This is a genomic window from Streptomyces sp. NPDC041970 (assembly GCF_055588985.1).
In genome coordinates, this window is sequence record NZ_JBVJCD010000041.1 from 37,024 (window position 1) to 57,785 (window position 20,762).

General features: G+C 73.6%; 16 protein-coding genes. 12 read left to right on the forward strand and 4 right to left on the reverse strand.

Going from position 1 to position 20,762, the window contains the following annotated elements; translation table 11 throughout:
* Nucleotides 1-130 precede the first annotated feature (130 nt).
* The gene (locus ACZ6EJ_RS20050) at nucleotides 131-1,111 is read right to left on the reverse strand and encodes a L,D-transpeptidase family protein (RefSeq protein ID WP_469268771.1); all 981 of its coding nucleotides are present in this window, start codon (nucleotides 1,109-1,111) and stop codon (nucleotides 131-133) included.
* Between the two features lie 645 nt (nucleotides 1,112-1,756).
* Here ACZ6EJ_RS20050 and leuE point away from each other — a divergent pair.
* Nucleotides 1,757-2,446, forward strand: a complete 690-nt coding sequence (gene leuE, locus ACZ6EJ_RS20055; protein ID WP_469268773.1) for a leucine efflux protein LeuE — start codon at nucleotides 1,757-1,759, stop codon at nucleotides 2,444-2,446.
* Between the two features lie 25 nt (nucleotides 2,447-2,471).
* On the opposite strand, the gene ACZ6EJ_RS20060 is transcribed toward leuE, so the two are convergent.
* Nucleotides 2,472-2,933, reverse strand: a complete 462-nt coding sequence (locus ACZ6EJ_RS20060; protein ID WP_469268775.1) for a MarR family winged helix-turn-helix transcriptional regulator — start codon at nucleotides 2,931-2,933, stop codon at nucleotides 2,472-2,474.
* 168 nt (nucleotides 2,934-3,101) lie between these two features.
* Between ACZ6EJ_RS20060 and ACZ6EJ_RS20065 the strand changes: the two genes are divergently transcribed.
* The 3 genes from ACZ6EJ_RS20065 to ACZ6EJ_RS20075 all read left to right on the forward strand — a co-directional run bounded on the left by ACZ6EJ_RS20065 (nucleotide 3,102) and on the right by ACZ6EJ_RS20075 (nucleotide 6,711).
* Nucleotides 3,102-4,067 carry a glycosyltransferase family 2 protein gene (locus tag ACZ6EJ_RS20065; protein ID WP_469268776.1) on the forward strand — a complete coding sequence of 322 codons (966 nt, stop codon included), beginning with the start codon at nucleotides 3,102-3,104 and terminating at the stop codon, nucleotides 4,065-4,067.
* A gap of 3 nt (nucleotides 4,068-4,070) precedes the next feature.
* A complete protein-coding gene (locus tag ACZ6EJ_RS20070) occupies nucleotides 4,071-5,417 on the forward strand; it encodes a polysialyltransferase family glycosyltransferase (RefSeq protein WP_469268777.1) in 1,347 nt (448 codons plus the stop codon).
* A gap of 202 nt (nucleotides 5,418-5,619) precedes the next feature.
* A complete protein-coding gene (locus ACZ6EJ_RS20075) occupies nucleotides 5,620-6,711 on the forward strand; it encodes an acyltransferase (RefSeq protein WP_469268779.1) in 1,092 nt (363 codons plus the stop codon).
* Between the two features lie 423 nt (nucleotides 6,712-7,134).
* Here ACZ6EJ_RS20075 and ACZ6EJ_RS20080 read toward each other — a convergent pair whose 3' ends face one another.
* Together ACZ6EJ_RS20080 and ACZ6EJ_RS20085 are read right to left on the reverse strand one after the other, a co-directional pair.
* Nucleotides 7,135-8,469: a polysialyltransferase family glycosyltransferase gene (locus tag ACZ6EJ_RS20080; protein WP_469268781.1), complete on the reverse strand. Its 1,335-nt coding sequence runs from the start codon at nucleotides 8,467-8,469 to the stop codon at nucleotides 7,135-7,137.
* Entirely contained in the window at nucleotides 8,466-9,449 is a 984-nt protein-coding gene (locus tag ACZ6EJ_RS20085) for a glycosyltransferase family 2 protein (protein WP_469268782.1), read from the reverse strand. Before ACZ6EJ_RS20085 ends, ACZ6EJ_RS20080 begins: the two co-directional genes overlap by 4 nt.
* Before the next feature lie 420 nt (nucleotides 9,450-9,869).
* Between ACZ6EJ_RS20085 and ACZ6EJ_RS20090 the strand changes: the two genes are divergently transcribed.
* The 8 genes from ACZ6EJ_RS20090 to ACZ6EJ_RS20125 all read left to right on the forward strand — a co-directional run bounded on the left by ACZ6EJ_RS20090 (nucleotide 9,870) and on the right by ACZ6EJ_RS20125 (nucleotide 20,503).
* Nucleotides 9,870-11,252 (forward strand): DUF6716 putative glycosyltransferase, encoded by a 1,383-nt coding sequence (locus tag ACZ6EJ_RS20090; RefSeq protein WP_469268785.1) that lies wholly within the window; start codon nucleotides 9,870-9,872, stop codon nucleotides 11,250-11,252.
* A gap of 20 nt (nucleotides 11,253-11,272) precedes the next feature.
* On the forward strand, nucleotides 11,273-12,511 hold the full coding sequence (locus ACZ6EJ_RS20095; protein WP_469268786.1) for a cytidylyltransferase domain-containing protein: 1,239 nt from the start codon (nucleotides 11,273-11,275) through the stop codon (nucleotides 12,509-12,511).
* Nucleotides 12,512-12,523: 12 nt separating this feature from the next.
* A complete protein-coding gene (locus ACZ6EJ_RS20100) occupies nucleotides 12,524-13,450 on the forward strand; it encodes an N-acetylneuraminate synthase family protein (protein WP_469268788.1) in 927 nt (308 codons plus the stop codon).
* A 10-nt stretch (nucleotides 13,451-13,460) separates the two neighbouring features.
* Entirely contained in the window at nucleotides 13,461-14,492 is a 1,032-nt protein-coding gene (locus ACZ6EJ_RS20105; protein WP_469268790.1) for a hypothetical protein, read from the forward strand.
* 591 nt (nucleotides 14,493-15,083) lie between these two features.
* Nucleotides 15,084-16,319 carry an amidohydrolase gene (locus ACZ6EJ_RS20110; RefSeq protein ID WP_469268799.1) on the forward strand — a complete coding sequence of 412 codons (1,236 nt, stop codon included), beginning with the start codon at nucleotides 15,084-15,086 and terminating at the stop codon, nucleotides 16,317-16,319.
* Between the two features lie 176 nt (nucleotides 16,320-16,495).
* Nucleotides 16,496-17,533: a BMP family lipoprotein gene (locus ACZ6EJ_RS20115; RefSeq protein ID WP_469268791.1), complete on the forward strand. Its 1,038-nt coding sequence runs from the start codon at nucleotides 16,496-16,498 to the stop codon at nucleotides 17,531-17,533.
* A gap of 268 nt (nucleotides 17,534-17,801) precedes the next feature.
* A complete protein-coding gene (locus tag ACZ6EJ_RS20120) occupies nucleotides 17,802-19,394 on the forward strand; it encodes an ABC transporter ATP-binding protein (RefSeq protein WP_469268800.1) in 1,593 nt (530 codons plus the stop codon).
* A complete protein-coding gene (locus ACZ6EJ_RS20125) occupies nucleotides 19,391-20,503 on the forward strand; it encodes an ABC transporter permease (protein ID WP_469268792.1) in 1,113 nt (370 codons plus the stop codon). Before ACZ6EJ_RS20120 ends, ACZ6EJ_RS20125 begins: the two co-directional genes overlap by 4 nt.
* The last annotated feature ends 259 nt before the right edge of the window (nucleotides 20,504-20,762 follow it).

The window sequence follows — 20,762 nt, forward strand, 5'->3', positions numbered from 1 at the left end:
GGTCCTTTCGGCTCGGCGCGCCGGCGCGGGCGGGACAGGTTCCCCCGATCCCGCCCGCGCCCCTTCCCGGCTCCCAGGCCGGCCCTTTTCGGCCACCGGCCGCGCCCCGCCGGGCGCCGGCCGCTCGGCGTCACCAGGAGACGACGACCTTGTCGCCGTTCTTCACCTGGTCGAACAGGGCCGCGATCTTCTTCTTGTCCCGGACGTTGACGCAGCCGTGCGAGGCGCCGCCGTAACCGTTGGCCGCGAAGTCCGCCGAGTAGTGCACGGCCTGGCCGCCGCTGAAGAACAGGGCGTACGGCATCGGGGTGTCGTAGAGCGTCGAGACGTGGTCGCGGGACTTCCAGAAGACCTTGAAGACGCCCTCGCGGGTGGGCGTGTACTCCGAGCCGAAGCGCACGTCCATCGACGAGACCACCTTGCCGTCGATCATCCACGCCAGGGTCCGGCTCTTCTTGCTGACGCACATGACCCGGCCCTCCAGACAGCGCGCGTCCGGTGCGTCCATCGGCCGTTCGGTCGGCGGGTCCAGCTCGGCGGCGGTCGGCTCGCGGGTCATGGCGAGCAGCCTCTGCCAGGTGTCGGCGTCGGTGCTGCCCGTGACCGCCACCTGCCGCTTGGTCTGGAAGGACCGTACGGCGTCGGCGGTGACGGAGCCGTAGTAGCCGGTGGGGGTGCGTCCGAAGTGGCCGATCTGGCGCAGTCGGGCCTGGAGTTCGCGCACCTGGTCGCCCGAGGAACCGGTACGCATCAGAACGCGCGGAGCCGGCGCGGTGCTCTGCGCCGGGACGGGCCGCGCGGTCGTGGGGTCCGGCTCCGGGGCCGGGGCCGGCGAACGCGTGGGCGGCGCGGTGCTCGGCGGGGGCTCGACGGCGGCGGGGGGTACGGGGGAGGGGGTCGCGGTCGGCTCGGCGGTCCGCGACGCCCGCACCGGCGGGGGCGCGTTGGACGCCCCCTCGACGGAGCCGGGTTGGCAGCCCGTCGCGAGAGCGGCCAGCGCGAGTACGGAGACGGCGGCGACCCGCCCTCCGGCCCGCGCGCCTCCGGTCGGTGAGGAGACCGCCGCGTCCCGCGTGCTCCGGCCGCCGCCACCGCTGTTCGTGTCCGCCATGCTCGAACCCCCTTGACTGTCCTGCTGGTTCGGCGCCTCCGGTGATGCGTTCCCGCCCGGCCCGATGGGTGAATCCTCCGCCGCGACGGGAGCCCGCGTCCAGCCCTCCCCGGTTCGTACGCGCCTTCGGCGGCCGATACCGTCCGCCGTTCCTCCGACCGTTGCCGCTCCGGTCCCGCTGACCGTGTTGCGCTCCGGTCCCGCTGACCGTGTTGCCGCTGCCGCCGCGACGAACCCTCCCGGCCGCGCGCCGGGCCCCTACGGGCGGGGAGGCGCCCTCGTGCCGCCGCCCCGTGCGCCTGCCGCGCCGCCGGCCCTCCCCGGCGTACGCATCCGCCGCGCCTCTGCCCGTGCGCCCGCCGCGCCCCGTCCCCGCACGCCTGCCGTGCCCCCGCCACCCCGGTCCCCGACCTCTGCCCGTGCCGCCGCCGCACCCCCGTGCGCCCGCCGCGCCCCGTCCCCGTGCGCCTGCCGTGCCCCCGCCGCGCCCCGCCTCCGTACGACCCCCGCCGCGCCCGGTCCCGCACCCCCAGCCCTACGCGCCCTGCCGCACTCCCCGTCGTACCTCCGTCTCCCCTCCACCCCGCGACGGCGGCACCCCGAACAGGCGTGCGGGACATGGCGCGGGCGTGCGAGACTCCGCCCATGCTGGGTGTCACCGACCTCTCGACCTACCTCGCCGGCCTGGCGGTGATCGTCCTCCTGCCGGGGCCGAACTCCTTGTACGTGCTCTCCGTCGCCGCCCGGCGCGGTGTGCGCACCGGCTACCGGGCCGCCGCCGGGGTGTGGACCGGGGACGCCGTCCTGATGACGCTCTCCGCGCTCGGGGCGGCCTCCCTGCTCCGGACCACGCCCCTGCTCTTCGCCGTCGTCAAGTACGCGGGCGCGGCCTACCTGACCTGGATGGCCGTCGGGATGCTGCGGGAGGCGGCCGGTCTGTGGCGCGAGCGCCACCGGCGTACGGCCGAACTGGTCGAGGCGGACCCGGCGGCCCCCGCGACCCCCGGCCCCGCCCCCGCGACCTCCGCCCCCGCGGAGCGGCCCTACCGCCGGGCGCTGGCGGTCAGCCTGGTCAACCCGAAGGCGATCCTCTTCCTGATCTCCTTCTTCGTGCAGTTCGTCGACCCCGCGTACGCCTACCCGGCCCTGTCGTTCCTCGTGCTGGGCGCGCTGCTCCAGCTCGCCAGCTTCCTGTACCTGTCCGTGCTGATCTTCGGCGGCACCCGCCTGGCCGCCGCCTTCCGCCGCCGCAAGCGGCTCTCCGCCGGAGCCACCTCGGCGGCGGGCGTGCTGTTCCTCGGGTTCGCCGCGAAACTCTCGCTCAGCGGCGTCTAGGAGGCGTGGCGGGGTGTGAGGATCGTCACTGGTGCCAGGCCGTCGCCCCCACGTTGTGGATCATCCGCTGGAGCACCTTGAGCGCGGCGACGAACTCCGCCTCGGGGATGCCCTCGTGGATTTCGGCGCCGGCCCGTGTGACGCCGACCATGGCCCTCTCCCGCAGTGCGCGGCCCTGCGGGGTCAGCCGCAGCCGTCCGTCGGCGCCCTCGGTGGCCAGGGCGCGGGCGAGGACTTCGTCGACGGCCCGCGCCACGCCGTCCTCCCCGGTGTCGAGGTAACCGCTGAGCACAGCGGCCAACTCCCCGCGCGCACGCCCCTCTTCGTCCGCGTCGTGCAGTTGGTTGAGCACCCACCAAGGGGGCTGGGAGAGTCCGTGTTCGGCCAGCGCCGCCCGGATGTGCGTGACCGTCGCCTGGTGCGCGGCTCCGCTCCAGTAGCCGATCGGCTGGCGTGCGAGTCCCGCGTCGTCGTGTGAGTAGTCCATGCCGGCGAACGTAGAACCTCAATCTCGCTGGAGGTCAAGCGTGCGCGTGGACGCGGACCCGGCCACCCTGCGGTCGCGCAGAGTTCATCCACCGTCGGGACTGGCTTCATCCCCTCCTTTCACCGCATCATTACGTTGTCGGGACCATGATCGAAGGTGAGGGCACGCGTGCCGAAACTGTCCGTCGTCGTACCGCTCCACAACGTCGCGGCCTACGCCCCGACCACGTTGAGCAGCCTGGCCCGCAACGCGGACCCGGACGTCGAGTTCCTGCTGGTCGATGACGCCTCCACCGATGGCACGCAGGACATCATCGACCACTGGGCCGACCGGCTTCCGGGCGCCGAGGTGATCAGGCACGCCACGAACGTGGGCATCGCCGCCGCACGCAACAGCGGCATCGACGCGGCCCGCGGCGACTACATCACCTTCCTCGACGGCGACGACTGGTACGCCCCCGGCCACCTGGACCGGCTCCTGCGCGCCGCCCAGGACCTCGACTGCGACTTCGCCCGCACCGACCACGTCCAGTCCACCGGGACCAACCGCGTCGTGCGGCGCGCCCCCGCCCCGCTCCGCGACGCCCTGCTCGACCCCCGCGAGGGGATCGGCACGCCCGAGCGGGAGACCATGGTCGACTACCCGTTCGTCTGGGCCGGGATCTACCACCGGCGGCTGTTCGAGGACGGCGCCCAGCGCTTCGCCACCGAGCTGCGCACCGCCGAGGACCGGCTGTGGATATGGCAGTTGCACCTGCGCGCCCGCACCTACGCCTCCCTCGGGCTGTACGGCATCTTCTACCGGCGCGGGGTCACCACCTCCCTCACCCAGATCAAGGACGCCCGGCAGCTCGACTTCTTCCCGGCCTACGACGCGCTGCTCGACCAGTTGCGGGCGGACCGGGACGCCGACGTGCTGCTTCCGAAGGCCGTCCGCACCTACTGCGCGATGATCGCCTTCCACAACGGCAAGGCCGACGACTACGAGCCCGCCACCGCCCGGCGGCTGCGCGGCGAGTCCACCGCCGCGCTGCACCGGATGCCGCAAGACGTGCTCGACCGCACCCTGACGATGATCGACGAAAAGCGCGGCACGCTGCTCAGCCGTCTGCGCGCCAAGCAGAAGGCCGCCTGACCCATGCCCGTGCGCACCCAGATCTTCCAGGTCTCCACCCTGTACGGCGTGGCCACCCTCGCCGCCGCGCTCGACGCGGGCCAGTTCGGCCGGGCGCGGGACCACCACCGCATCCTGCTCGTCTCCAACAACGCGGCCGTCCCCGAGACGGCCCTGCGGATGGAGGAGATGCGCGGATACGGCACCCTCGCCGCGCGGTTCGACGCCGTCGTCGACTGGAACGAGGCGATCAGCCCGCACCACCCCAGCGGCTGGGGCCCGCGCTCGGAGGAGACCGTCCTGTGGCAGCGGGCGTTCCGCCTGGCCTGGGGCATCGACCCGGACGGCCCCATCGACCTCGCCGTGGAGTCGATACAGGTCAACCCGGCCCGCGCGCTGGCCGCGATCTTCTCCGAGAGCGCCGTGCACGTGTACGCGGACGGCCTGATGTCCTACGGCCCCACCCGCAACCGGCTGCCCCAGTCCATCGCCTGCCGCATCCGCCGGGTCCTCCACCTCGACCTGGTGACCGGGTTGCGCCCGCTCCTGCTCGCCGAGACGGGCGTCGAACCCGAGCTCGTCCCGGACGACGCCTTCCGCGCCGTCCTGTCCGAGATCGCCACCGCCGCCGAGGGCGACCGCCGGCTCGCGGCGGCCGAGGCGGCGGCGCCCACCGCGATGCTGCTGGGCCAGTACCTCGCCGCGCTCAACATCCTGACCGTCGAGGAGGAGGAGGACCTGCACGTACGGATGTTGCGCGGGGCCGCCCGCGCCGGGCACACCTCCATCCTCTTCAAGCCGCACCCCACCGCCCCGGCCGACTACTCCCGCGCCCTGGACGAGGCCGCCGCCGAGGCCGGCGTACGGCTGACCAAGCTGGACGGCCCGCTGCTCGCCGAGACGCTCTACGAGCGGTGCGCCCCCACCCTCGTCGTCGGCTGCTTCTCCACCGCGCTGTTCACCGCCGCCGCCTACTACGGCATCCCCGTGGCGCGCGTCGGCACCCGGCTGGTGCTGGACCGCATCACCCCGTACGAGAACAGCAACCGCATCCCGCTGACCATCACCGACCACCTCCTGCCCGACCTGGACGAGCACACCGGCGGAGCGGTCCCCCCGCTGCCGCGCACCGCGCCCGACACCCTCGGCCCGCTGGTGCGGACGGTCGGCTACTGTATGCAGGCCAAACTCCACCCCCAACTGCGCCCCGACGCCGAGGAATGGCTGCGGGAGCGGCTCGACAGCACGACCCAGTACTACTTCAAGCGCCGACGCCTCCAGAGCCTCACCCTCCCCGGCGGCGGCCCTCGGGGGGCGGCGGTCCGGCTGCGGCGCACCGTGCGGCGCACCCGCAGCACCCTGGGCCTCTGACGGGGGCGGAGCGGCCGGGGCCGTACGCACGGCCCCTCGCGCTCCGGCGGAACCCCGGCCGCCGCGCGGGGCGGCCGGACCCTCGACGGCGGCCGGACCCCGCGACCGGGTTGGTGCGGGAGAGGCCGCCGCGCCGCGCTCCGGCCCGGCGTGAGAGCCGTCGCTCCGTGACCACCCGTACCCCGTCCACCCCCTGAGGACCATGTCGACCACACCTTCCGCCCCCGCCGCGGCCGCCGAGTCCCCGAAGCCGGTGACGGCGGCGGCCGCTCCCGTGCGCGAGCACCGCTACGACATCGACCTGATCCGGCTGCTCTGCTCGGTCGGCGTGATCGTCTGCCACACCGGCTCCGCGTTCGTGAACACCGTGGGCCGCACGGCGTCGCAGGGGCCCGGCACCTACTGGGCCGGTCTCACCGCCGACTCGGCGGGCCGTTTCGCGGTGCCGCTCTTCTTCGCGATCGCCGGCTGGGTGGTCCTCGTCGGGGCCCCGCCCAAGGACGGGGCGCGGATGCGGCAGCGCGTCGTGCGCATCGTGGTGCCGCTCGCCGCCTGGACGGCGATCTACCTCGCCTGGGGCCGCCTGCGCGGCACCAACGACGACCCGACGCGCGAACTGGCCCTGGACGCCGTGTTCGCGTCCGTCCGCCCCGCGTACCACCTCTGGTACCTGTACGCGTACCTGCCCGTGATCATGGTCCTGGCCTTCGTGGTGCTGGTCCGGGCGGGCAAGCGGCCCTGGGGCCTGGGCGCGGTCCTGCTGGTGCTGGCGGCCGCCCCCTCGCTCTTCGGCGACCTGGCCGAGGCGACCGGACGCGAACTGCCCCGGTTCGGCTGGGCGTTCGGCCCGTACCAGCTCATCTACGCGGTGCTCGGCGCGCTGCTGATCGCCGCACCGGCGGGCACGTTCGGCCGGCGGCGGCTGCCGTGGCTGCTGCTCGCGGCGGCCGGCCTGGCCGGGGTGGTCGCGTACCAGCACGAGGTCCACTACGCCATCCCGTACGCGCACGTCCTGGTCGCCCTGTTCAGCCTCGGCGTCCTGCTCTCGCTGCACGGGCTGCGGGTCCCGGAGCGGCTGCGCCCCGGCCTGACCCGGCTGGCCGACGCGTCGTTCGGGGCCTACCTGGTGCACGTCCTGGTCCTCGGCGTGCTCACGGACGCCTTCGTCCGGGCGGACCTGAGCGCCCCGGTCGCCGCCGCCCTCGTCGTCGGGGTCACGGCGGCCACGACGGCGCTCTCCTTCGGCGCGGCCCTGCTGTGGAACCGCCTGGGAGCGGGCCGGGTCCTCGGCTGACGGACGGCGGGGGGGGGGGGGGGGGGGGGGGGGGGGGGGGGGCGGGGGGGGGAGGGGGGGGGGGGGGGGGGGGGGGGGGGGGGGGGGGGGGGGGGGGGTTTTGGGGGGGGGGGGGGGGGGCCGCCCCCCCCCCCCCCCACCCCCCCCCCCCCCCGTCCGCAAGGCCGCCCCACGGCCGGCAGTCGAGCCGTACGGCCACGAGGTCGGCCCAAGCACGCGAAAGGCCGGGCGTACCGCGGAACTCCCGCGGTACGCCCGGCCTTTCGGCGGTGGGGGGGGGGGGGGGGGGGGGGGGGGGGGGGGGGGCGGTAGAACACCGCCCGCGGGAGAAGCGTGCCCTGCGGGCTAACCTCCCTCGGCGCACCTGGCGTGTAGGGGGGGGGGGGAGGGCCGGGGCCGCCGTGCGCCGCCCCACCGGCCCGCTCAGCCGCGTACGGACTTCTTCAGCGCCCGCGCCCGCCGCGCCACCCGGCGCAGCGCGGGGTTGCCGCGCAGGAACGCCAGCCGGGCGGGCATCACGCCGGGCAGGGCGAGCGAGGCCAGGCGGCGGCGCTTGAAGTAGCGCCAGGTGTGGCCGTCCAGCCGCTCCGCCAGGTAGCGTTCGGCGGCCGGCCGCAGATCGGGCCGGACCCTGGGCTGCATCGCGAACGCGACGGCCGCCAGCAGGCCGGCCGGGTCGCCCGCCGTACGCGGGGTCCGGGCGGCGACCGCGTCGGCGTCGGCCACGTCCGGCAGCAGGGCGTCCGCGACCGTCACGGGTATCCGCTCGGCGTTCTCGTACGGGGTCAGGCGCTCCAGGAGCAGCCGCGTGCCCGCGGTCGCCGCGGACAGCCCGTGGAACCGCTCCGCGCCGAGCAGCGCCGCCGACGAGCAGCCGACGACCAGGGCGGGCCGCAGCCGGTGCAGGAGGACGTCGGCCACCACCGGGACCGCCGCGTCCAGCACGGTCAGCTCGGCGCCCAGCCGGGCCGCCTCGACGATCAGCGGCGCCGGGCTCTCCACCGGCCCGTACGGGTGCGCGAACACGAGCCGGGTGTGCCCGAGCGCCACCGCGCCGCGCACCATCTCCCGCCGCAGCCCGTCCTCCTCGGCCGCCGTGAGCAGCCCGCGGGCGGCGAGGTCCTGCCCCAGCAGCAGCGCGGGCGCCTCGACGTCCGGCCACGGCTGCGGGGCGTCGGCCAGCTCGGCGACGACCTTCATGACCGCCTCGGCCGGCACGGTCCGCGGCTCGGCCCCGAACTCGCCCAGCAGCAGCGGCGGCAGCTCGGGGACCAGGTCCGGGTGGAGCAGCCGCCGTACGCGGGTGCCGGTCAGCGGCGGTATCTTGCCGCCGGTCGGGCCGTAGGCGGCCGCCCCCTCGGCGTACACGTCGATCGGAACGCCGGGGAAGACCTGGGCCAGGGTCCGGGCGGGGCCGGTGTGCGGGGAGTCCAGGACCAGCTCCACCCGCCCGTCGCCGGCGCCGAAGGCGCGCCGGAAGTGGCGCTCCCACAGCGGGATGTCGTCGGCCCGCGGCTGCCAACCGCTCGGGTGGAAGGGGAAGACCGCGTCGTTCCACGAGACCACCTCGTCGAACCGGGTGCGCAGCCGCTCGAAGCCGGGGGTCCGCGTCGTGTCCGGGACGGCCTCGGGGACCGGGCCGGTCTCCGACAGCACCAGGAGCCGGCGGCCCGGACCGGGGAAGCACCCCGCGTCGACCGCCGCGGCGAGCAGGACCGCCGCGGCGGGCGTGGCGGCGTGGAAGATGCGCGTGGTCATGCGGCCGAGGCCCCTTTCGTGGCGACGGTGCGGCGGCGCAGCTTGCGCAGCCGGGTCGCCCGCTGTACGTCCATGGCGTCGATCGCCTCGTCCAACAGTGGTCGCGGCAGGCGGCCCAGGGCCTCCGCGCCGCGCGAGCGCAGCTCCCGCGCCACCGCCGGCTCGAACTTGTCGACCGTGCCGAGGTGGTGGGAGAGGACGGCGCAGTAGGTGCGCACGGCCTTGGGCAGCAGGGTCTCCGCGTCGCGGTCGGCCGCGGTGTCCGCGATGATCTGGTCGTAGGCGCGGAGGAAGTCGAGTTGGCGCACGTCGCCGATCTGGGTCAGCGACGAGGCGACCCCGCGCCGGTAGAAGTGGCCGAGCATCCCGAGGACGGCGAAGGACTCCGCCTCCCGGTGCAGCCGCCAGATCCACGGCCGGTCCTCGGCCGTGCGCAGCCCGTCGGTGAAGTGCAGCAGCCCCCGGTCGAGCAGGCGGCGGTGGTGGAGCCCCGCCCAGGCGAACGCGTAGTCCACCGACGTGGTGCGGGTGGCGGGCAGGATCGCGTCCCGCGGGTCGCCCACCGTGTCGCGCAGGCCGTGCGGGACCCGCCGCACCGTGCGCGTCCTGCCGTTGACCTGGACGTGGTCGGTGCGGACGAAGTCGCAGCCCAGCGCCTCGGTCCGGGCCACCAGCCGCTCGTAGTGGCCGGGGGCCAGCCAGTCGTCGCCGTCCAGGAACGCGATGTACTCGCCGCGCGCGGCGTCGAGGCCGGTGTTCCGGGCGGTCGCCAGACCGCGGTTGGTCTCGTGCCGCAGCAGCACGGCTCCGGGGACCTCGTTCACGGCCCGGTCCAGCAGCAGCCCCGTCCCGTCGGTCGAGCAGTCGTCGACGAGGAGGAATTCGAAGTCGTCACGGGCGTTCGCCCGCAGACTTCTCAGGGTGTCGGAGGCGTAGGCCTGTACGTTGAAGAACGGCACGATGACGGAGAGCTTGACCACCCGCTCACGCTAGGCGTGATCGCGGCCTCCGTCCTGTCCGCCAAGTGGATTTAAGGTGAACGGAAGATATCGTTACGGTGAAGCGGCTTGCCCGCCGGGCCCGTCGCCGCCCTCCGCGCGGCCCCGACCGGGCCGCGCGCCCGCCGCACCACTCCGACGCGCCGTCCGCGTCGCCGTCGTGCCGCACCACCTGCTGTTCTTCCGCGGGCCCTCCGGAAGCCCCGGCGCCCCGAGCCTCCCCTCGAGCCCTCCGTTCATCTTCTGACGGGTGAACAGGCAGCGATGGAGAGGTGAACGACCGCCCATTAACGGACATGTGACGCAAAGTGGACGAGGATTCTCCAACAGTCGGCTCTCTGTTAACCAATTGTTGCCATTACGTTGGGCCACACATCGAAATTTGTTCCTAGCTTTTAAGGCGTGCCCCCACGTACCAGCAATGCGGCCGAACCGGCCGGAGTCCCCGTCTCGCCCCACCCGGCGCTCCGGGTCGCCGTCCTCGCTGATTCCGACACCCGGTGGAAGTGGGGCGCGCTCACCGCGCACCGCCTGACCTCGGGAGCGGGAGGACCGGGCGCACGCCCCGTCGAGGTCAGCGGACTGCTGCTGCGCGGCCGTGCCACCCCCACCCCCCGCCAGCTCGCCGAGGTCGGCGAGGTCGGGATCGACGCCGACCGGGTCCGCGAGGTCACCGCCGTCGAGTTCCTGCACGCCGTGCGCGACGAGGGGTTCGACCTCGTCGTCCTCGCCCTCGTCGGCGGCGGCGTCCAGGCCATGCTGCACGGCCTCGCCGCCCTGGACCTGCCGCGCCGCCCCGTCGTCGTCACCGGATACGTCGGCGTCGTCTACGAGAAGCTCGCCGACGGGCTCCTGCTGCGCCACGGCGCCGACGTCGTCCTCGCGAACTCCCGCCACGACGCCGAGCGCTTCCGCGCGGTGTACGAGGGCGTGGGCGCCGACGCCTCCGCCGTCACCGAGGCCGCGCTGCCGTTCCTCGGCGGCGCGCCCTACCGCCCCGAAGAGGGCCGCGACACCGTCGTGTTCGCCGCCCAGCCCTCCGTGCCGGCCTCGCGCGCCGACCGCACGTACCTGCTCCGCCGGCTCGTCGAGCACGCCCGGCTGCACCCCCGCCGCGAGGTGCTGCTCAAGCTGCGCTCCAAGCCCGGCGAGCACACCACGCACATCGAGGAGCTGCCCTACCAGCGCCTCGCGCAGCGGATGCCGGGCGGTCTGCCGCCCAACTTCCGCCTGGTGTACGGTCATATGGGTGAGGTCCTCGACCGCACCGACCTCCTGGTCACGGTCTCCTCGACCGCGGCCCTGGAGTCCCTGCACCGCCGTATCCCGACCGCCGTCCTGACCGATCTCGGAGTCCGCGAGCCCCTGGGCAACCACCACTTCATCGGCTCCGGCCTCCTCACCTCCTGGGACCGGCTCGACGGCGGGTACCGGCCGCGCCCGGACGGCGCGTGGCTGGCCGGCCAGGGAGTCGCCGCGGACGGTTCCTACGGCCGGGCCTACGACAGCGCCCAGGCCAAGGTCACCGCCCTGTTGGACGAGGACCGGCTCCCGCCCCTGGCCCCCTACTACACCCCCGCCACCGCGCCCGGCTACCTTCCGGGCATCCTCGCCCGCCACCACCTCGCCCCGGACGGCACGCCCCTGCCGGGCGCCGCCGCACCGCAGGAGACCGGCCGGGTGCGGGGCGCGGTACGGGAGACCGTACGCAACGCGGCACGCGGCGCCTACCGCCACGGCGTGCAGCGGGTCGCCCCCGTGATCCGCCGGATGGGCGATCTGTGACCACCACATCAGGAGCCTCCATGACCCCGACCGTCCTCGCAGTGATCCCCGCCCGCGGCGGATCGAAGGGCGTGCCCGCCAAGAACCTCGCCGAGGTCGGCGGCATCCCCCTGGTCGCGCGCGCGGTGCGGGCCGCCATCGCCGCGCCCGAGGTCACCGACGTCGTCGTCACCACCGACGACGCGGCCATCGCCGACGCCGCCCGCACGGCCGCCGCCCACCTCGGCGCGGCCCACCGGCTGCACTGCGTGGAGCGCCCCGCCGCCATCGCGGGCGACACCGCCACCAGCGAGGCGGCCGTCCTGCACGCCATGGACGTCTACGAGGCCGAGCGCGCCCGGACCGTCGACGTGGTCCTCCTCGTCCAGTGCACCAGCCCCTTCGTCTCCCGCGAGGACATCGACGGCGTCGCCCGCGCGGTGACCCGCGAGGGCGCGGACACGGCCGTCACCGTCGCCCCGTTCCACGGCTTCGTCTGGCGCGACGGGCACGCGGTCGAGGAGGGCACGTACGGGGTCAACCACGACAAGGCCGTGCGCCCCCGCCGCCAGGACCGTCCGCAGGACCTCCTGGAGACCGGCGCGGCGTACGCCATGGACGCGGCGGGCTTCCGCACCCACCGCCACCGCTTCTTCGGCCACACCGCCCTCGTGCACACCGACCCGGCCCGCGTGCTGGAGATCGACGACCCGCACGACCTGGCCCGCGCCCGCGCGCTCGCCCCGCTCCTGGACCCCTCGCCGCTGCCCACCCTCGCGGACGTGGACGCGGTCGTCCTGGACTTCGACGGCACCCAGACCGACGACCGGGTCATGATCGACTCCGACGGCCGTGAGACCGTGTCCGTGCACCGGGGCGACGGCCTCGGCATCGCGGCGCTGCGCAAGGCCGGCGTGCCCCTGCTCATCCTCTCCACCGAGCAGAACCCGGTCGTCGCCGCCCGCGCCCGCAAGCTCCAGGTCCCCGTCCTGCACGGCATCGACCGCAAGGACGAGGCGCTGAAGGGCTGGTGCGACGAGCACTCCATCGCCCCCGACCGGGTCCTCTACGTCGGCAACGACGTCAACGACCTGCCCTGCTTCGCGGTCGCGGGCTGGCCCGTGGCGGTCGCCAGCGCCCACGACTCGGTGCGCGCCGCCGCCCGCGCCGTCACGACCACCCCCGGCGGCTACGGCGCCATCCGCGAGATCGCGGCCTGGCTCCTGGGCCCCACCCTCACGACCACGCACCCCTCTGTCCCCGCAGTCCCCACCAAGTAAGGAAGCACCACCATGAGCACCTCCCGCGAGCGCACTTTCGGCACCCGCACCGCCGGCCCCGGCCACCCCGTCTACATCACGGGCGAGATCGGCATCAACCACAACGGCGACCTCGACAACGCCCTCGCGCTGATCGACGTGGCCGCCGAGGCGGGCTGCGACGCCGTCAAGTTCCAGAAGCGCACCCCGGAGATCTGCACCCCGCGCGACCAGTGGGACATCGAGCGCGACACCCCCTGGGGCCGGATGACGTACATCGACTACCGCCACCGCGTCGAGTTCGGCGAGGACGAGTACCAGGCCATCGCCGACCACTGCGCCAAGCGCGGCATCGACTGGTTCGCCTCCCCGTGGGACACCGAGGCCGTCGCGTTCCTCGAGAAGTTCGACGTGCCCGCCCACAAGGTGGCCTCCGCCTCCCTCACCGACGACGAGCTGCTGCGCGCCCTGCGCGCCACCGGCCGCACGGTGATCCTCTCCACCGGCATGTCCACCCCGAAGCAGATCCGCCACGCGGTCGAGGTCCTCGGCAGCGACAACATCCTGCTCTGCCACGCCACCTCGACGTACCCGGCGAAGGCCGAGGAGCTGAACCTGCGGGTCATCAACACCCTCCAGCAGGAGTACCCCAACGTCCCGATCGGCTACAGCGGCCACGAGACGGGCCTGCAGACCACGCTGGCCGCCGTCGCCCTCGGCGCCACGTTCGTCGAGCGCCACATCACCCTGGACCGCGCCATGTGGGGCTCCGACCAGGCCGCCTCGGTCGAGCCGCAGGGCCTGGCCCGCCTGGTCCGCGACATCCGCACCATCGAGCAGTCGCTCGGTGACGGCGTCAAGAAGGTCTACGAGTCCGAGCTGGGCCCGATGAAGAAGCTCCGCCGCGTCGCGGGCGTCGTCGCCGAGAACGCTCCGGCCCCCGAGCCGGCCGCGGTCTGAGCGCCGACCGGTGAACCTCGCCTTCGTCGAGAGCCCGGTCCAGCTCCTGAACGTCCTGGAGTGGGTTCACACCCAGGGGGGAAACGATCCGTCCGACACCACGGTCGTCGTTCTCCCCCCGGTCGACCCGATGTCGCGCGGTCAACTGCGCCGGATGGCGGAGCTGGCCCGCGACGAGGGCATCACCGTCCGCTGGCAGGAGGCGCGCGGGGAGTCCGGCGCGCCTCTGAAGGCCCTGCGCGCCCTGGCCGGCCTGGTCAGGCGCGCGGACCACATCGTCATCGGCGACCCGTTCTCGCGCTACGTCCAGCTTCTGCTGACGCTGGTCCGCGCCCACCGTCTGACGGTGGTCGACGACGGCACGGCCACCATGGAGTTCGTCGCCCAACTCGGCCGGGGCGAGCGGCTGACGCGCTGGCACCGCCGGGGCCGCAGCGGACCGCGCGAGCTGGTCCTGGCCCCGGTGGCCGCCACCGCCCGCCGCCGCTTCACCCCGTCGGCGACGCACATGGTCGAGGTGTTCACCGCGATGCCGGTCGAGGCTCCGCCCGGCATCGCGGTCACCGCGAACACCTTCGCCTGGACCCGCGCCCGCTTCGGCCCGCCGAGCATCGGCACGGGGGCCGACCTGGTCGGCACGTCCCTGGTCGAGACGGGCGTCGTCGACGCCGTCCCGTACCAGGACGCGGTCATGACCCTGACCCGCGCCCACGGGGCGACCCGCTACTTCGCCCACCGCCGCGAGTCCGCCGAGAAGCTCCACGCCCTGGAAGCCGCCACCGGCCTGGAGATCGTCCGCCCGGACCTCCCCCTGGAGCTCATCGCCCGCCGCGGCCCCATCGGCAGCACGGTCGTGAGCTTCCCCTCCACCGTCGTCCACACCCTCCCGCTCGCCCTGGCCGGCACCGGCGTCCGGGTCGCGGTCTGCGACATCGACCCGGAGTGGCTGCGCGCCACGGCCTCCCCCCGCGCCCAGGGCTTCCTGAGCGGGGTCACGGAGACCGCGCGCGGTGCGCAGAAGCTGTCGTCGGTGGCCATCTGACACCCGCACACCCAGGAGGCGGGGCCGGCCACACGCCACCCCCGCCTCCGCCTGTGCGACCCCGGCGGCGGGCCATGCCGGCCTCCGGCGGGTCCCGGCCTGGCGCCCCCGCTCCCCCTCCGCGGGCCCGGCCTTGCGCCTCCGCCCGTGCGAGCCCGGCCGCGGGCCATCCCGGCCTCCGGTGGCGCCCGGCCAGGGCACCACTCCTCCCGGCATCCGCCGGCGTCCGGACGGCCGGCGCCGCCAACTCCGTTCCCGCGGGCGCCCGGACGGCCGACGCCGCCACCCCGTCCCCGTGGACACGCCCGGACGCCGTGACGGCCCTGCGACGTCACCGGGACCGGGCGGCGGACGCCCCGACGGGCCGCCCCCCGCCGTACGGTGCTCGCCCCCGCCCGGAGCCCCGCGGACGAGCTCCGGACGGCGGAAGACCGCCCTGCCCCGCTCCCGTCCGAAAAGCGCCAAGGTATACCCACCTCCACCCCGCGCCACACGTCCGCACCCGGATTTCGTTCCCCTGAGCGGCTGAAGTTTTGTTGATCCGTGGTCCGTTGGGGGGTCTTAAGGCCTACCCTTCAGAAGGTGAACCACGTGAAGTCCCGCGCCCCCCGCCTCCCCGACCTGGCCGACCAGCCCCGAGGAGGTGCGCTGCCCGGCAGACTTCCCGACGGACTCCGGGCCGAGCTGATCGCCTTCCGCCGTGATCTCCACATGCACCCGGAGCTGGGCAACCAGGAGTTCCGTACGACCGCGGCCATCAAGGACCGGCTGGAGAAGGCCGGGCTGAGGCCCAGGGTCCTCGCCGTGGGGACCGGGCTCATGTGCGACGTGGGGGAGTGGGACGGCGTCACGCCCATGCTGGCGCTGCGCGCGGACATCGACGCGCTGCCGATCCCGGACACCAAGGCCGGTGTGCCCTACCGGTCCACCGTGCCCGACCGGGCCCACGCCTGCGGGCACGACGTGCACACCACCACCGTGCTCGGCGCCGGGCTGGTCCTCGCCGACCTGGACCGGCAGGGGCTGCTGCCCAACGCGGTCCGGCTGATCTTCCAGCCCGCCGAGGAGGTGCTCCCCGGCGGCGCGGTCGACGCGATCGGGTCCGGGGTGCTGGACGGCGTCGGGCGGATCATCGGGGTGCACTGCGACCCGAAGGTGGACGTCGGGCGGATCGGACTGCGGATCGGGGCCATCACCTCGGCCTGCGACCGGCTGGAGATCGCGCTCGACGGCCCCGGCGGGCACACCGCCCGGCCGCACCTGACCACCGACCTGGTCACCGCCGCCGCCCGGATCGCCGTGGACGTCCCCGCCCTGCTCGCCCGCCGCGTCGACGCCCGCTCCGGGCTCGCGCTGACCTGGGGGCGGCTGGAGACGGGGCACGCGCCCAACGTCATCCCGCAGCACGCGGAGCTGTCCGGCACCGTGCGCTGCCTCGACCTGGGGGCCTGGCGGGCGGCCCCCGACCTGGTGCACGCCGCCGTGGACGAGGTGGCCGGAATGCACCGGGCCAAGACCGTGATCAACTACGTGCGCGGCGTGCCGCCGGTGGTGAACGAGGCCGAGTCGATCGGCCTGCTGGACGCCGCCATGACCGAGCGCCGGGGTTCGTACGCCATCGAGGACACCGAGCAGAGCCTGGGCGGCGAGGACTTCTCCTGGTACCTGGAGAAGGTGCCGGGGGCCATGGCCCGCCTGGGCGTCCGGACTCCGGGCGACACCCGCGGCCTCGACCTGCACCGGGGGAACTTCGACGTGGACGAGGAGGCGATCACCGTGGGGGTCGAGCTGTTCACCGCCGCGGCGCTGCTGGAGGGGAAGCGTTAGCGGGGGGTTGACGCGGTGTTCGCGGGCCGTCCGTGGACACACGGGGGGCCCTGCTGTTCACGACGATCCGATAACGGCTTCCGTAGGCACTCTTAACTGACATCTACGCGCGTTACGATCGCCGCGAAACCAGCGCCGGAAGTGGCGCTTTCGGCCAGTTTGAAGGGACCCCCCTCGTGCGTCGGGTATCCAAGATCACCGCTGCGTGCGCCGTCGCCGCGGCCCTCGCCCTCACCGCCACGTCGTGCGGCGAGTCGTCCACCGAGTCCAGCGACTCCGACGGCAAGCTCAAGGTCGGCATGGCCTACGACGTCGGCGGTCGGGGGGACAACTCCTTCAACGACTCCGCCGCCCGCGGCCTGGACAAGGCCAAGGCCGACCTCGGCGCCGAGACCAAGGAGCTCACCGCCAAGAGCGGCGAGACGCCGGCCGACCGCGAGCAGCGCCTGGCCTCCCTCGCCGAAGGCGGCTACAACCCGGTCATCGGGGTCGGCTTCGCCTACCAGGCCGCGATCGCCAAGGTGGCCGCGTCGCACCCGGACACCACCTTCGGCCTGATCGACTCGGTCTCCGACGCCAAGAACGTCGCCTCCATCGTCTTCACCGAGGAGCAGGGCTCCTACCTCGCCGGTGTCGCGGCGGCGCTGAAGTCCAAGGACGGCCAGGTCGGCTTCATCGGCGGCGTCGACCTCCCGCTGATCAAGAAGTTCGCCGCGGGCTTCCAGCAGGGCGTCATCGACACCGACCCCAAGGCCAAGGTGCAGATCCAGTACCTGTCCACCGGCTCGGACCTGTCCGGCTTCGGCAGCCCCGACAAGGGCGAGGCCGCCGCCAAGGGGATGCTCGACAAGGGCGCCGACGTGATCTTCGCCGCCGCGGGCGGCTCCGGCGCCGGCGCGATCGAGGCCGTGGCCGGCAAGAAGGGCGCCTGGTCCATCGGCGTCGACTCCGACCAGGCCAAGGACCCGGCCCTGGCGAAGTACTCCCAGACGATCCTGACCTCCGTCGTCAAGAATGTCGACAGCGGCGTCTTCGACCTCATCACCTCGGTCGACAAGGGCAAGCCGGTGACCGGCACCCAGACGTACTCGCTGGCCGAGAACGGCGTCAGCCTGACCACCACGGGCAACCACCTCGCCGACATCCAGCCCAAGATCGACGAGGCGAAGAAGAAGATCGTCGACGGCACGATCAAGGTCAAGACCACGACCTGACCGGCCCGTCGCCATCGGGGTCCGGGAGCGCGGCTTTCGGCCGTGCCTCCGGGCCCCGACGCACGTACCCACCGCCTCCGGGCCGCCCGGAGGCCGTGCGCGCTCCCGCCGCACGCCGGTCGGCCGTTCGCCGGCGCTACGCGCGTAGCTCATCCGGGCGGGGTATTTTTCACCAGTCCCCCCTGCCACACCCGCCACACCCCGCCCCGATCGCGGCGCCGCCGCCGTCCTCGCTCCCGTCCTCCGCTCCTGTCAAGGAGAGTGCGTCATCAAAGCGTCCAGCAGTCCCCATGCCGTAGAGCTCCGCGGCATCACCAAGCGATTCCCCGGAGTCGTGGCCAACCACGACATCGACATCACCGTGACCCGCGGCACCGTGCACGCCCTGATCGGCGAGAACGGCGCCGGGAAGTCCACCCTGATGAAGATCCTCTACGGTATGCAGAAGCCGGACGAGGGCACGATCACGATCGACGGCGAGCAGGTCTCGTTCGGCAACCCCGGCGACGCGATCGACCGCGGGATCGGCATGGTGCACCAGCACTTCATGCTCGCCGACTACCTCACGGTCCTGGAGAACGTCGTCCTCGGCTCCGAGAAGCTGTACGGGATCGGGGACCGCGCCCGCGCCAAGGTCGAGGAGATCTCCGAGGCGTACGGCCTCGGGGTCCGCCCGGACGCCATGGTCGAGGACCTCGGGGTCGCCGACCGGCAGCGCGTGGAGATCCTCAAGGTCCTCTACCGCGGCGCCCGCATCCTGATCCTCGACGAGCCGACCGCCGTGCTCGTGCCGCAGGAGGTCGACGCGCTCTTCGACAACCTGCGCGAGCTGAAGGCCGAGGGCCTCACCGTCATCTTCATCTCGCACAAGCTGGGCGAGGTGCTGTCCGTCGCCGACGAGATCACGGTCATCCGGCGCGGTACGACGGTGGGCGCCGCCGACCCGGCGAACACCACCGCCAAGCAGCTCGCCGAGCTGATGGTCGGCAGCGAGCTGCCCTCGCCGGAGACCCGCGAGTCCACCGTCACCGACGTCCCGATGCTGACCGTCGAGGACATGAGGCTGACGGTCACCGATCCCGACGGCGTGGTGCGCGTCGTGCTCGACGGCGTCACCTTCACCATCCGCAAGGGCGAGGTGCTCGGCATCGCGGGCGTCGAGGGCAACGGCCAGTCCGAGCTGGTCGACTCCATCATGGGGATGCGCCATCTCGACCACGGCGTCCTGACGCTGGACGGCGCCGACATCACGCGCCTGGCCACCCGCAAGCGGCGCGAGGGCGGCATGGCCGTCATCCCCGAGGACCGCCACCGCCACGGCCTGCTGCTGGACGCGCCCCTGTGGGAGAACCGCATCCTCGGGCACGTCACCGAGAAGCCCAACAGCAAGGGGGCCTTCCTCGACCTGAAGGCGGCCCGCGCCGACACCGAGCGGATCGTGCGCGAGTACGACGTCCGCACCCCCGGCATCGAGGTCACCGCGGCCTCCCTCTCCGGCGGCAACCAGCAGAAGCTGATCGTCGGCCGCGAGATGAGCCACGCGCCCAAGCTGCTGATCGCCGCCCACCCCACGCGCGGGGTGGACGTCGGCGCGCAGGCGCAGATCTGGGACCAGATCCGCGAGGCCCGCCGCGACGGGCTCGCCGTGCTGCTGATCTCGGCGGACCTGGACGAGCTGATCGGCCTGTCCGACACCCTGCGCGTCATGTACCGCGGCCGGCTGGTCGCGGACGCCGACCCCGCGACCATCACCCCCGAAGAGCTGGGCTCGGCGATGACGGGCGCGGCCTCGGGCCATCTCGCGGCACCGGACGCCGGCGCCGACGCCACCGACCCCCGGCACGGGGGAGAGGACCGATGAAGAAGTTCGACAAGGAGCGGCTGCTCCTGGGCATCGCCGCCCCGCTGCTCGCGATCGTGGTCGCCTTCCTGGTGACCGCCCTCGTGCTCGCCGCCACCGGCAAGGAACCGTTCAGCGCCTTCGGCATCATGTTCGACTACGGGTTGAAGTCGGACAGCCAGGTCTACATCCTCAACAAGGGCACGACCTACTACCTCGCGGGTCTCGCGGTGGCCGTGGGCTTCCGGATGAACCTGTTCAACATCGGGGTCGACGGCCAGTACCGCCTGGCGGCGTTCTTCGCCGCGGCCCTCGGCGGCGCGCTGACCCTGCCCGGCGTCTTCCAGATCCCGCTGATCATCCTGACGGCGATGACCGTCGGCGCCATGTGGGCCGGCATCGCCGGTCTGCTCAAGGTGACCCGAGGCGTCAGCGAGGTCGTCTCGACGATCATGCTGAACGCCATCGCCACGGCCATCATCGGCTACCTGCTCCAGCAGGGCCGCCTCGGCCACCTGGACCAGGCCGGTACGAAGGTCTCCACCAAGCCGATCCCGGAGTCCTCGCACTTCTTCGAGATCCCGACCACGCCGACCCCGGTCTGGGGCTTCATCGTGGTCGCGGTCGTGGCGGGCATCGCCTACTGGTTCGTCCTCTCCCGCACCCGCTTCGGCTTCGACCTGCGCACCGTCGGCCAGTCCGGCTCGGCGGCGCACGCCAGCGGCGTCGACGTCAAGAGGATGGTCGTCACCTCGATGCTCATCTCCGGCGCGACGGCCGGGCTGATCGGGATGCCGACGCTGCTCAACGACAGCTACGAGTACAGCGGCGACTTCCCGGTCGGCATCGGCTTCACCGGCATCGCCATCGCCCTCCTGGGCCGCAACCACCCCGTCGGCATCGCGCTCGGCGCACTGCTGTGGGGCTTCCTGGAGCGCGGGACCGGCAAGCTCGAGTTCGAGGGGTACGACAAGGAGATCGTCGGCGTCATCCAGGGCGTCATCGTCCTGTGCGTCGTCATCGCCTACGAGATCGTCCGCCGCTACGGCCTCAAGCGTCAGCAGAGCAAGGTCGGCGAGGAACTCGCCGCCCAGGCACGTAACTCCGACCAGCAGGAGGTGTCGGCGTGAGCGCCACGGCGACTTCCACCCCGCCGCCCGCGGCCCCCCCGGCCGCCGGCGGCAAGGGCGGCCGCATCCGGTTCTCCCTCCCCGTCGTCCTGCTGATCGTCGCGGGCGCCCTGCTCGCGCTCTCCGCGGTGGGGGGGGGGGCCCGGGGGCGGGGGGAGGAACCCTCCGACACCGGCAAGGAGGGAGGCGGTCACGGTATTTCCAGCTTCATCCCCGTTCTCTGCGGTAGCTGGTTTCCAAAGGGGCTGTGATGAGCTAC